This window comes from Aeromonas molluscorum 848, from assembly GCF_000388115.1.
Lineage (GTDB): Bacteria > Pseudomonadota > Gammaproteobacteria > Enterobacterales > Aeromonadaceae > Aeromonas > Aeromonas molluscorum.
The window spans coordinates 1-11,946 of the sequence record NZ_AQGQ01000121.1 but is presented as its reverse complement, the minus strand read 5'-3'; the positions used below and the strand labels follow the sequence as shown (position 1 = coordinate 11,946).

Below are 11,946 nucleotides of genomic sequence, written 5' to 3'. Positions count from 1 at the left end.
CAATCACCCATGGGGCAGCAAAGAGATGACGATGATGACGAAGATGAGCAGGGTGAAGTTCTCCTTGACCAGAGGCAGGTTGCCGAAGAAGTGCCCCACATAGACGAATGCCAGCACCCAGCACAGGGCGCCGACGCCATTGAAGGCCATAAAACGGGGATAACTCATCTTGCCCATGCCGGCCACGAAGGGGGCAAAGGTGCGCACTATGGGGGCGAAGCGGGCAATGATGATGGCCTTGCCGCCATGACGCGCGAAAAAGGCATGGGTCTGGTGCAGATGATCCTGACGGAACAGGCGCGAATCGGAGCGGCTGAACAGCCGCTCCCCAAACAGCCGACCCAAGGTGTAGTTGGTGAGATCGCCGAGCACGGCAGCCAGCACCAACAGGGCGCTGAGCAGATGCACATCCAGAGCGCTGTCTACGGTAAGCGCCCCGGCAGCGAACAGCAGGGAGTCACCGGGCAGGAAGGGCATCACCACCAGCCCCGTCTCGCAGAAGATGATGAGAAACAAAATGGCATAGATCCAGACGCCGTAATCGGCAAACAGTGCCTTGAGGTGGACATCTATGTGCAGGATGACGTCGACGAGGGACAAGATAAGATCCATGGGCAGGCTCGCGAGGAAGATAGGTGTATCAGGGTGCGGCGAGTCTACCCCTTCCCCCCGCTCACCACAATTTCGCCACGTCCATGGCCAGGGGCTCGGGGCAGCCCCGGCCAGCGCCGGGCTATTTACGTCCCTTTTTTCTCTCCATTTGTCTCACTGATGGCCCGACGCACCTCGGCGGGCAGGCAGGATTCCCACCCCCAGATCAACCAGATGAAGAGAGTGAGATCGTCCACCCAGCCCAGTACCGGGATGACGTCCGGCACCAGATCGACGGGACTGAGACCATAGGCGAACACCAGCAGTGCCAGCCCCTTGGCCCAGAGCGGAGTGGCCGGGTGGCGAAAGCCCCGGTAGAGACGACGCAACCTGGGCCCAATCCCGAACAGGGCGCGCAGCGGCCTCAACTTTCGATCAACTCGTGACGCAGCCGCTGGATGCTGTCGCGCAAGGCGGCGGCCTGCTCGAACTCCAGATCCCGGGCATGCTGGAACATCTGCTCTTCCATGCGTTTGATCTCCTTGGTGATCTCGCTGGTGGTGCGGGCATGGTACTCTCCTTGTGGCTCGGCGGCCTTGCGACTCCCTTTGCCAGTCTTGCTCGAGATGCGACTGCCGCCCATGTCCATCATGTCCCCCACCGCCTTGTTGAGACCCTTGGGGGTGATACCGTGCTCGAGGTTATGGGCATGCTGCAGGGCACGGCGTCGCTCCGTCTCCTCGATGGCCACTTGCATGGAGTTGGTGATGCGATCCCCATAGAGGATGACGCGGCCGTTCAAGTTGCGGGCAGCCCGGCCTATGGTCTGGATGAGTGAACGGGTGGAGCGCAGGAAGCCCTCTTTATCCGCATCCAGTATGGCCACCAGGGAGACCTCCGGCATGTCGAGACCTTCGCGCAACAAGTTGATACCTACCAGCACATCAAACTTGCCAAGCCGCAGATCGCGGATGATCTCGACCCGTTCGACCGTATCGATGTCCGAATGCAGGTAGCGCACCCGCACATCGTGATCCGCCAGATACTCGGTGAGATCCTCCGCCATCCGCTTGGTCAGCGTCGTGACCAGCACCCGTTCATTCACCGCGACCCGCAGCCTGATCTCGGAGAGCAGATCGTCCACCTGGGTACCGACCGGACGCACCTCTATCTCGGGATCGAGCAGGCCGGTGGGGCGCACCACTTGCTGCACCACATCACCGCCGGATTTCTCCAGTTCATAGGGGCTGGGGGTGGCCGAGACAAACACCGTTTGCGGCATCAGGGCCTCAAACTCGTCGAACTTCAGCGGTCTGTTGTCCAGGGCAGAGGGCAAGCGGAAGCCGTACTCCACCAGGGTCTCCTTGCGGGATCTGTCCCCTTTGAACATGGCGCCTATCTGCGGCACGGTCACATGGGATTCGTCGATGATGAGCAGGCCATCACCCGGCAGGTAATCAAACAGGGTGGGCGGCGGCTCACCCGGGGCCCGGCCGGAGAGGTAGCGACTGTAGTTCTCGATGCCGGAGCAATAACCCAGCTCCTGCATCATCTCGATGTCGAACTGGGTACGCTGACTGATGCGCTGCTCCTCCACCAGTTTATTGAGGGAGATAAGCTGTTCGCGCCGCCCCTTGAGCTCTTCCTTGATGTGATCGATGGCGCCCAGGATAGTTTCACGGGGGGTGGCGTAGTGGGTCTTGGGATAGATAGTGTGACGCACCACCGTCTGCTCGATGGCGCCGGTCAGGGGGTCAAACAGAGAGAGTCGCTCTATCTCTTCGTCAAACAGCTCGACCCGCAGCGCCAGCTTGTCCGATTCTGCCGGGTAGATGTCGATCACCTCGCCGCGCACCCGGAAGGTGCCGCGCTGAAAGGCCAGGTCGTTGCGGCTGTATTGCAGCTCGGCCAGGCGGCGCAATATGTCTCGCTGATTGATGACGTCGCCAAGCTTAAGATGCAGCATCATGCTCAGGTAAGCCTGGGGATCCCCCAGACCGTAGATGGCCGACACCGAGGCGACGATGATCACGTCCCGCCGCTCCAGCAGCGCCTTGGTGGCCGACAGTCGCATCTGTTCGATGTGATCGTTGATGGACGCATCCTTTTCGATGAAGGTGTCCGTGGTCGGCACATAGGCTTCCGGCTGGTAGTAGTCGTAATAGGAGACGAAATACTCGACCGAGTTCTCGGGGAAGAACTCCTTCATCTCCCCATAAAGTTGTGCGGCCAATGTCTTGTTCGGCGCCAATATCATGGTGGGTCTGTTCAGGGTCGCTATCACGTTGGCCATGGTGTAAGTCTTGCCCGATCCGGTCACCCCGAGCAGCGTCTGGTGAGCGAGCCCGGACTCTATCCCCTCGAGCAGTTGGCTGATGGCGGCTGGCTGATCCCCCGCAGGGGAGAACTGGCTGACGAGTTGAAACGACTTGCTCATGAAGACTCCGGACAAAAATCGGCAAAGGGCAAGTGTACCCCGAGTTGCCCCCCACCGGGTATCGCTCTCCTCCCCCAGTCGGCGGTTGACCCCGCCTTTCGACATCTGTATAGTGCTCCTCCTTGCCTGATGTTCCCTCGTAGTTCAGTCGGTAGAACGGCGGACTGTTAATCCGTATGTCACTGGTTCGAGTCCAGTCGAGGGAGCCAATTCCTCACCATCTCGGTGCAAGTTATCCACTTTAGTGCCCCTCCCTACCAAATTTAATGCACAAGCTGCCACGGCTTGACAGCACTCCCCTTTATTCGCCCTCACTCCCCCTGCAGCGTTTTGTTCTGTTGCATCTAACTATTTGATTTTTATGCAAACAATTATTTGCCGGTATTTTTTGAACAGCACTTGCAGCCCAGTATTGGCGTGGGCTAGCGGCCTGTTTTCAATTTTCACACACAGGGTTATCCACAGAATCTGTGGGTAAGTCACGCCAGCCCAGACCCGGCGTGGGTTTGGCTCATTCAGCCCCTATTTATCTTGGTCCTCCGCAGCAAACCCGATTTTATGCTGTTTTGCAGCGCCGCCCCGGATCGGTTTTTCTTGACGTCCAAAGGATCTTTTTTGATGCAGGATTACCAACCCCAGACGCAGTGGGTCAGTTGCACATTTGGCACCATGTCAGGATCCTGACACTCGGAACCTGCGTGCCAAACCGGCAGCAGCTTGCTCTGTAATCACTGCTATTTTTTACGTGATACAGGATTCTATAAATTCCGAGCGGCAACGCGGGTCTCCTGGAATAGACAGCATGAATCACTAATTGACAGCGCTTCTCACAGACGGAAAAACCCGCCCTTTCCCCCCAAGGCAATCTACCGCCTGAATGTTGTCACCCAATTTGCAGCTTTGTCCCAACCGGCACTTCTTTATTGGCGGGGGATGCGGCACAATATCGGCCCCACTTTTCTCTCGGTTTGTCCGGGCATGACCATAGATTTCGTGACACTGCTACATCAAAGCGACTCCCTCCTGCTGTTCGTGGTACTGGCCTTCGGCCTGCTGCTTGGCAAGGTGCGAGTAGGCAACTTCCAGATTGGCAACACCATAGGGGTGCTGTTCACCGCCCTGCTGTTCGGTCAGATGGGGTTCCAATTCTCCGCCACCACGGAAAACGTCGGCTTTATGCTGTTCATCTTCTGTGTCGGCATAGAGGCTGGGCCCCATTTCTTCAGCGTCTTCCTGCGCGATGGCATCCACTACATCACCCTGACCCTGGTGATATTGCTCACGGCGCTGCTGCTGACCGTGGGCCTGGCCAAGTTCTTCAATCTGGGACCCGGCATGGCGGCGGGCATACTGGCAGGCTCACTCACCTCGACCCCTGCCCTGGTCGGGGCCCAGGATGCCCTGCGCAGCGGCTTGCTGAACTTGCCCCATGGCACCGACATGCAGCCCGTGCTCGACAACATGGGCATCGGCTATGCGCTCACCTATCTGGTGGGCCTGGTCGGACTGATGCTGGTGGTGCGCTACCTGCCCTCCCTGGCCCGACTCGATCTCAGCACAGAGGCGCAGAAGATAGCCCGCGAGCGCGGCCTGTCTGACAATGAGAACCGCAAGACCTACCTGCCCATCATCCGCGCCTACCGGGTCGGCCCGGAACTTGCCGCCTGGATCGGGGGCCGCACCCTGCGTGAGACCGGTATCTATCCCCACACCGGTTGCTATGTGGAGCGGATCCGCCGCAACGGCATACTGGCAAGCCCCGATGGCGACGCCGTCATTCAGGAAGGGGACGAGATAGCCCTGGTCGGTTATCCGGAGAGCCACGAGAAGCTGGATGTGAGCTATCGCAACGGCAAGGAGGTGTTTGACAGGAACCTGCTTGACCTGCAAATCGTCACCGAAGAGATAGTGGTCAAGAACGATTCCGTGGTGGGCCGCCATCTGGTGGAGCTCAACCTCACCGAGAAAGGCTGCTTCTTGAACCGAGTGGTACGCTCCCAGATAGAGATGCCGTTCGATCGCAACATCATGTTGCAAAAGGGCGATGTGCTGCAGATCAGCGGCGAGAAGATCAGGGTTAAGCATCTTGCCAACAAGATAGGCTTCATCAGCATTCACAGCCAGACCACGGATCTGGTGGCCTTCACCACCTTCTTCGTGCTCGGCTTGCTGATAGGTTCCGTCTCCCTGGTATTCGGTCAGCTGGAATTTGGCCTGGGAAATGCGGTGGGGCTGCTGCTGGCGGGGATCCTGATGGGTTACCTGCGCGCCAACCACCCCACCGTCGGCTATGTGCCGCCGGGCGCCTTGCGTCTGGCCAAGGATCTGGGTCTGGCCGTCTTTATGGTGAGCACAGGTCTCAAGGCCGGTGGCGGCATTCTGGATCATCTGAGCCAGGTCGGCGCCGTGGTGCTCTTCTCCGGCATGCTGGTCACTACCTTGCCTGTACTGGTGGGCTACCTGTTCGGAGTCTGGGTGCTCAAGATGAACCCGGCCCTACTGCTCGGCGCCATTACCGGAGCACGTACCTGCGCCCCCGCCATGGACGTGGTCAACGAGGCGGCCAACAGCTCGATCCCGGCGCTCGGGTATGCTGGCACCTATGCAGTGGCCAACGTCATGCTCACCCTGGCCGGCTCCTTCATCATCGGCTTCTGGTTCTAGCGCTTCCCTGCCCCACGGCGTCTCCTCATCGGAGGCGTCGTCGTATCCGGGGCAGGTCAATTTTTACCTTGCCATGACAACGAACAGGCCGCCCGTGGGCGGCCTGTCGGCGGTTGGCGACTCAACGCATCTGCAGCTCGACCCGCCCGGTCAGCCGGGTCACCAGTTCGTAGGGGATGGTACCTATGTGCTCGGCCACCCGTTCGACCGGCAGCCCCTCTCCCCACAACACCACCTCATCCCCCACCCTATCGGTCGCCGCCGGGCCGAGATCCACGGTCAGCATGTCCATCGAGACCCGCCCGACGATCGGCACCTCGCGGCCATTGACAAGCAGCGGCGTCCCCATCGGCGCCAGCCTGGGGTAACCGTCACCGTAGCCGGTCGCCACCACGCCGAGCCGGGTGGCATCGGGGGCGTGCCAGTGGGCCCCATAGCCAACCGGCGCCCCGGCCGGACAGTCGCGCACCGCCATCAGCCGACTCTTGAGGGTCATCACGGGGCGCAATCCACGATCGCACCCGCTCTCCCCGGCGAAGGGGGAGATGCCATAGAGCGCGAGTCCGGGTCGCACCCAATCCCCCAGCGCATCGGCCCAGCCCAGCAAGCCAGCCGAGTTGGCCAGGGCCTTCTCCCCCGGCAGGTGGCGGGTCAGGGCATGAAAACGGGTGATCTGCTCGGCCGTTGCCTCACAGGCGAGCTCGTCGGCGCGGCCGAAGTGGGTCATCAGCCGCACCGGTTGAGTCACCGAAGAGCAGCTGGCAAGACGCGCCAGCACATCGGGCAGATCCTCCCCCCGGATCCCGAGCCGGTTCATCCCTGTGTCTATCTTGAGCCAGAGGCTAACGGGGTGGCTCGGCGCCGTCTGCTCCAGCAGCGCGAGCTGCTCGTGGCAGTGCAGGGTCGTCTGCAATCCCCACTCGGCCATCTGCGCCAGCTGCGCCGCCTCGTGAAACCCGCCAAGTACCAGGATCGGCTGCGCGATGCCATGGCGGCGCAGCTGGATCCCCTCATCGACACGGGCCACGGCAATCGCCGGGGCCTCGGCCAGCGCCTGCGCCATCTGCAACATGCCGTGCCCATAAGCGTTGGCCTTGAGCACCGCCATGATCCGGCGTTCGCCCGCCTGGGCCTGCAACACCGCCAAGTTATGCCGTAATGCCGCTACGCTGATCTCCGCTCTCACTGGAACCTCCTGTTCACTCGCCGCTACCACTGGCGATAATCGGGCAAAACAATGCCGTTTCGCGATCCTTGTGGTTCGCAAAAATAGGAGACGGCAGGTGATGGATCCCCGGCCTGCCAGACTGGACGAAGGCTCGCCAATGGGCCGGTTCACGATGGAAGCAGTATACGATAGAGGTTACAGCTTTTTGCTCTCTTTTAACAAAAAAAACACATAACCAACAAAACAACAATCTATTAAAGTGGCATATTGCAGCCATCATTACTGGCCAAACCTTCTACATGTAAAACAATCCCCCACAAATTCACGCATATCACAGTCCATCTCTCTACTATCACTCTCCCAGACTCCGCTTTGCCACAAAAAAACCCCGCATGGCGGGGCTTGTCGGTGGAAGAGAGACGGTAGAGCGTCAGGATTCCCGCACCACATTGCGATCGGCGGGCCACTTGTCTCCCAGCTCGGCATATTTTTGCTCGAGCAGGTGACGGCGGATCTTCATGGTCGGGGTCAACACGCCGTTCTCGATATTCCAGGGAGTCTTGACCACAAATATGCCTCGCAGTCTGGCATGAGACTCGAGCTTGTTGTTGACCCGCTGGCGGGCCGCCTCCAGCTCGGCATCGATCTGTGCGCCGTTCCCCTTCATGGCCTGTTCCGAGAGCTGCACGAGAGCGATGGGCTGAGGCATCCCGTAACCGATGACGCACAGCTGCTCGATGATGGACTCCTGACCGAGCAGGCCCTCGATAGGTACTGGGGCCACATACTTGCCCTTGGCCGTCTTGAACACATCCTTCATCCGCCCCGTGATGGTGAGGTAGCCTTCACTGTCGAGCTTGCCCATGTCCCCGGTATGCAGCCAGCCGTCGCTGTCGATGGCCTCGGCGCTGTGTTCCGGATCCTTGAAGTAGCCCAGCATCATGCCCTCGCCGCCGCAGAGAATTTCTCCCTCAGGGGAGATCCTGATGCGAATACCGGGCCCAGCCTTGCCGACTGTGCCTATCTTGTCGGCCCGGAACGGGTAGTTGAGGGTCGCGTAGGCATGGTTCTCTGTCATGCCCCAGGCCTCGGTGATATTGAGCCCTATGCTGTGGTACCAAGTGAGTAGCGCCGGGGCCACCGGGGCCGAGCCGCAGCCCAACACCCTCGCCTGATCCAATCCCAGCCCCTGTTGCAGCTTGCGTTTGATAAGCGTGCTGACAAAGGGGATCTTGAGCAGCAGAGCCAGTTTCTTTTGAGGCAGTTTTTCGTGGATCTTGATGCGGAACATGGCCCACAGACGGGGCACCGAGATAAAGACGGTGGGACGGCAGCGTTTCACATCCTCGATAAAGGTATCCAGAGATTCGGGGAAGCTGATCTCGGCGCCGCTAAACAGGCTGCCGCCGTATATGTAGACCCGCTCGGTGATATGCGCCAGGGGCAGGTAGGAAAAACCGCGATCGGTCTCCCTCAGCTCAACGGCCTCGACCAGTTTCTCGCAAGACCAGGCATAGCGCTCGACGCTGAGCATGGCTCCCTTTGGCTTGCCGGTACTGCCGGAGGTGTAGACCAGACTGAGCAGATCCTCCCCCCGTTGCGGCGCCAGATCCCGGGCCGGTTCATGATTGGCCAGCAGGGCATCCCACTGGTGCTGGGCCGGCATGGTGTCATAAGGCATGGCGATGCGTGGCAACTCCTGGGGCAGACCCGCCTCCTGGCTCTGCCAGTCGTCGAGTTTGCCGACGAATACCGCCTTGGCCTCGCTGTGGCGCAACACATACTCAATGGTGTCTATGTTGGCGGTAGGATAGATGGGCACGCTCACATACTGTCCCATCTGCAGTGCCAGATCGGCGATGAACCACTGGGCGCAGTTCTTGGAGAGCAGGGCTATCTTGTCCCCGGGCTCGAACCCCTGGGCACGCAGGGCAGTCACCAGACGACGCGCCTCGTCGGCGACCCTGGCCCAGCTGAAATCTTGATACTGACGATTGATGGTCTGACGAAGATAGACTCGATCCGGGCACTGTTGTTCCCAATGATAGAGCATCTCGAGCGGCAGCCGTTGGGCTATGGTAGAGGCGCAGGCCATGGTGCTTTCCCTGAAACAAATGAGGTCGTTTATTATTAACTTTTTGTTAACCTTCGGGAAAGCACAACCTTAAACTTGTGTTTGAAATGTGCCTGGGATCAAGCTTCTGCCTGCAGTTGCAGTCGTTTCCACATGGCTTGCACCAGGGTCTCATCCTGCTCCGATAGTTCACCCTGCAAGATGGCGTCGTTGAGGCTGCGCAGCACATAGCTCTTCACGTCTCTTATCAGGTTCTTGCCCTCCAGCTCGGCCCGAGCCACTGCCAGGGAGATATGGCCCCGCAGATAGCCCCCGGCAAACAACTCATCTTCGGTCGCCGTGGCCACCATGCTGTCTATCATTTCCAACAATTTGTGTTCAAATTCATGAATCGTCATTTAACGCAGCCTCATTCGCCGGGATTGCCGGCAAGATAACTTGGGGTTGGAACCCTGATCCGGTTGATCGGGTTCCACAGGGCCTGCCGCATCCTTGCAGTGCTATTGTGGGTTAGCCACCGGGTAGATGACCTGATCCCTATATCCTGTCGTGATACGGCGATAACCGCACAACGCTCGATCCAGCGCCTCGTCACCGGTGTCCACCAGCAGAGGGCGCCCTTCCAGGGCCGCCAGTTTACGCTTGCTCGCCAACACCTGAATGTTGTCGAGACCGACCGCCCGGATCACCTCCGGGCTGAGCTGCTGATTACCGCGACCAAACAGGTGCCCCTGGCCGCCTATCAGGGTAATGATCAGTCGGCAGTGGCAGCCACGGATCCGAGTCAGGATCTCGTCAGCGCCCAGATCCTGCCCGATCAGCTGACCATTTTCCACCAGATCCACACCGAGCAGAGTATTTTCCAGACCAAGCTGAGCCATGCAGGCAGCAACGGTCCCCCCTGACCCCATCAGGTAGAGGGTATCGGGTTCCATCTGCTCTATCACCTCGGCCGCGAGCTCTTCGAGCACCAGCTCTTCACTCTCCCGGCCACCTTGCTTGACCGACTGTACGTAGCGCAGATCGTTCGGAACCCTGAGCTGACCATAGTGACGGGTTCGGACCCGGCCGTCGCGAAAGGCCACCTCATCGATATCCATCACCTCCCCCTCGATCAGGCTCAGCAGCTCGCCTTCGATCATCCGGGCCACGACCCGGCCGCTGGCCTGGGGGGTCACACCGTAGACGCCAGAGTGGATTTTGCAGCCAGCCGGAATACCGAGCACGTGCAACTGTTCGCCCACCTCGGCACAGATGTCCCTGGCCGTCCCGTCACCGCCAGCAAACAGCAGCAGATCGACGCCAGCTTCCATCATCAAGCGCGCCGCCACCCTGGTGTCTTGCGGGGTTGTCTGGGGCGATTCGGGGGTATAGACAATGCGATGACGCAGGCCGAGCTCATGGGCAAGCCGCCCCCCCATCTCACCGGCCACCGTCACAATTTCAAATAATTGAGCCAGCCCCGACAGGGGCTGCAGCGCCTGACGGGCACGCTCATTGGCCCTGGGCACTGCACCCCGGGCGAGCGCCTCGGCCAGCATGCCGTCACTGCCCTTGAGGGCAACCTGACCACCGATGCCGGCGACCGGATTGATGATAAGTCCTAGTCGAAACATCCCTCTCCTCCCTGCATGCCTTCGCTATTGGCGGCTATTCTAACCGCCGCCCGCCGGGGGACAAGGGGCAGAGCCTGCATCATTGCCGGTTATCCATCCCGGGTCTCAAAATAGGAAGCCTGCCTGCGTCCAATGACAAGAAGGGCGCCAGTGGCGCCCTTCCCTTGCATCACACACCCGCGCATCATGCGCTCATCGCCACTTGCTTACTGACTGGGGATGACGATGGAGACCCGACGATTCTGGGCCCTGCCCTCGCGGGTCTTGTTGTCGGCGATGGGCTCAACTTCGCCCCGTCCCTGAATGGTCAAGTTGGCAGGGACCATACCGGCTAAGACCATGACATCGGCCACGGACTGGGCGCGGGTCAAAGAGAGCCGCTGATTGTAATCCGCCGGGCCATTGGTATCGGTGTGGCCCTCGATGCGAACCTGGTTCAATCCAACCAATTGCAGGCTGTCGGCCAGTTTGCGCACCGTCCCCCTGGTCTGCTCGCTGAGTTCACTCACATCGTTGGCAAACAGCACCCGATTGGAGAGATCCAGAGTCCAGCCCTCCTCGGTCAACCTAAACCCCTGCTCCTTGAGCATGGCGATCTGCTCGGCGTTCAAACCCGTCTGGGTCGCGCAACCGCCAAGCAGTGCCAGCAAGACTCCGATCAGGGCGACGCGAATAGCCATCTTCATTACGTATTTTCCTCTAGTGGGTGTGTGAACCTTTAACCCCGGGCCCGCAGCGCCTTGTCCTGCCGTTTGGCAAAGTACATGGCCTGGTCGGCATGTTGCAGCACGGCCTCGGCGCTATCGCCGTCGCCGGGAAAATGGGCCGCCCCTATGCTGACGGTGCACTCGAGCCGACTGCCATCGGCCAGAGCAATGGGTTCGGCCATCGCCTGACGGATGCGACTGATGATATCGACCACATCCTGATCGGCCGAGATGGGACTGAGCAGCACCACGAACTCGTCGCCGCCAAGCCGGGCCACCAAGTCCTGTGGCCTGAGCTGATGCTTGACTCGACGGGCGATGGCCACCAGTACCTCATCCCCGGCGCCATGGCCGAGATTATCGTTGATCTGCTTGAAGTCATCGCAATCGAGGTAGAGCAGGGAGAAGCGCTCGCCACTGGCATGACCACTCCTCACCGCCTGTTGCAGGCGCGCCTCAAACAGTGCCCTGTTGGGCAACTCGGTCAGGGTGTCGTGGGTGGCCAGATGCAGCAGGCTGGCATTTTCGCGCTGCTGAAGCTCCTGCCAGGCTTCAAGCTCATCGAGCAGTGAGTTGAAGTCCTGGCCCAGGGTATCGAGCTCTGCGATACCCGCTTCAGGCACCCGCAGCGTGAGAGAACGTTCGCGGCTGACTCCGTGGGCCACTTTTGCCAAGGCACACAGGGGATA

General features: G+C 60.1%; 10 protein-coding genes and 1 tRNA gene. 2 read left to right on the top strand and 9 right to left on the bottom strand.

Translation table 11 applies throughout. The features are described from left to right. Window positions 1-3: 3 nt before the first annotated feature. The 3 genes from G113_RS14705 to uvrB form a co-directional block, all read right to left on the bottom strand. On the bottom strand, window positions 4-612 hold the full coding sequence (locus G113_RS14705; RefSeq protein ID WP_040319266.1) for a DedA family protein: 609 nt from the start codon (window positions 610-612) through the stop codon (window positions 4-6). Between the two features lie 125 nt (window positions 613-737). After that, window positions 738-1,019 (bottom strand): YkvA family protein, encoded by a 282-nt coding sequence (locus G113_RS14700; RefSeq protein ID WP_005905624.1) that lies wholly within the window; start codon window positions 1,017-1,019, stop codon window positions 738-740. Then, window positions 1,016-3,028, bottom strand: a complete 2,013-nt coding sequence (gene uvrB / locus G113_RS14695) for an excinuclease ABC subunit UvrB (protein ID WP_005905622.1) — start codon at window positions 3,026-3,028, stop codon at window positions 1,016-1,018. The genes G113_RS14700 and uvrB overlap by 4 nt, the downstream gene beginning before the upstream one ends. A gap of 133 nt (window positions 3,029-3,161) precedes the next feature. On the opposite strand from uvrB, the gene G113_RS14690 reads away from it, so the two are divergent. Both G113_RS14690 and G113_RS14685 read left to right on the top strand, forming a co-directional pair. After that, a tRNA-Asn gene (locus G113_RS14690) sits at window positions 3,162-3,237 on the top strand. Window positions 3,238-4,006: 769 nt separating this feature from the next. Further along, complete coding sequence (locus G113_RS14685; protein ID WP_005905620.1) at window positions 4,007-5,692, top strand: aspartate:alanine antiporter; 1,686 nt, start codon at window positions 4,007-4,009, stop codon at window positions 5,690-5,692. A 121-nt stretch (window positions 5,693-5,813) separates the two neighbouring features. Here G113_RS14685 and alr read toward each other — a convergent pair whose 3' ends face one another. The 6 genes from alr to G113_RS22205 all read right to left on the bottom strand — a co-directional run. After that, on the bottom strand, window positions 5,814-6,878 hold the full coding sequence (alr, locus tag G113_RS14680) for an alanine racemase (protein ID WP_005905619.1): 1,065 nt from the start codon (window positions 6,876-6,878) through the stop codon (window positions 5,814-5,816). 412 nt (window positions 6,879-7,290) lie between these two features. Continuing rightward, window positions 7,291-8,955, bottom strand: coding sequence for an AMP-binding protein (locus G113_RS14675; protein WP_005905618.1), 1,665 nt, complete (start codon window positions 8,953-8,955; stop codon window positions 7,291-7,293). A gap of 98 nt (window positions 8,956-9,053) precedes the next feature. Then, window positions 9,054-9,332 carry a YfcL family protein gene (locus tag G113_RS14670; RefSeq protein ID WP_005905617.1) on the bottom strand — a complete coding sequence of 93 codons (279 nt, stop codon included), beginning with the start codon at window positions 9,330-9,332 and terminating at the stop codon, window positions 9,054-9,056. A gap of 102 nt (window positions 9,333-9,434) precedes the next feature. Next, window positions 9,435-10,550 (bottom strand): ATP-NAD kinase family protein, encoded by a 1,116-nt coding sequence (locus tag G113_RS14665; RefSeq protein WP_005905616.1) that lies wholly within the window; start codon window positions 10,548-10,550, stop codon window positions 9,435-9,437. A gap of 206 nt (window positions 10,551-10,756) precedes the next feature. Next, a complete protein-coding gene (locus tag G113_RS14660) occupies window positions 10,757-11,236 on the bottom strand; it encodes an OmpA family protein (protein ID WP_005905615.1) in 480 nt (159 codons plus the stop codon). Window positions 11,237-11,268: 32 nt separating this feature from the next. Then, on the bottom strand, window positions 11,269-11,946 hold a 678-nt coding region (locus tag G113_RS22205), incomplete at its 5' end, for a GGDEF domain-containing protein (RefSeq protein ID WP_005905613.1).

What these genes read in the sequence shown, in the direction of transcription:
- G113_RS14685 (WP_005905620.1), top strand. Translation starts at nt 4,007, where the DNA reads ATGACCATAGATTTCGTGACACTGCTACATCAAAGCGACTCCCTCCTG.
- uvrB (WP_005905622.1), bottom strand. Translation starts at nt 3,028, where the DNA reads ATGAGCAAGTCGTTTCAACTCGTCAGCCAGTTCTCCCCTGCGGGGGAT.
- G113_RS14665 (WP_005905616.1), bottom strand. Translation starts at nt 10,550, where the DNA reads ATGTTTCGACTAGGACTTATCATCAATCCGGTCGCCGGCATCGGTGGT.
- G113_RS14705 (WP_040319266.1), bottom strand. Translation starts at nt 612, where the DNA reads ATGGATCTTATCTTGTCCCTCGTCGACGTCATCCTGCACATAGATGTC.
- G113_RS14660 (WP_005905615.1), bottom strand. Translation starts at nt 11,236, where the DNA reads ATGAAGATGGCTATTCGCGTCGCCCTGATCGGAGTCTTGCTGGCACTG.
- G113_RS14675 (WP_005905618.1), bottom strand. Translation starts at nt 8,955, where the DNA reads ATGGCCTGCGCCTCTACCATAGCCCAACGGCTGCCGCTCGAGATGCTC.
- G113_RS14670 (WP_005905617.1), bottom strand. Translation starts at nt 9,332, where the DNA reads ATGACGATTCATGAATTTGAACACAAATTGTTGGAAATGATAGACAGC.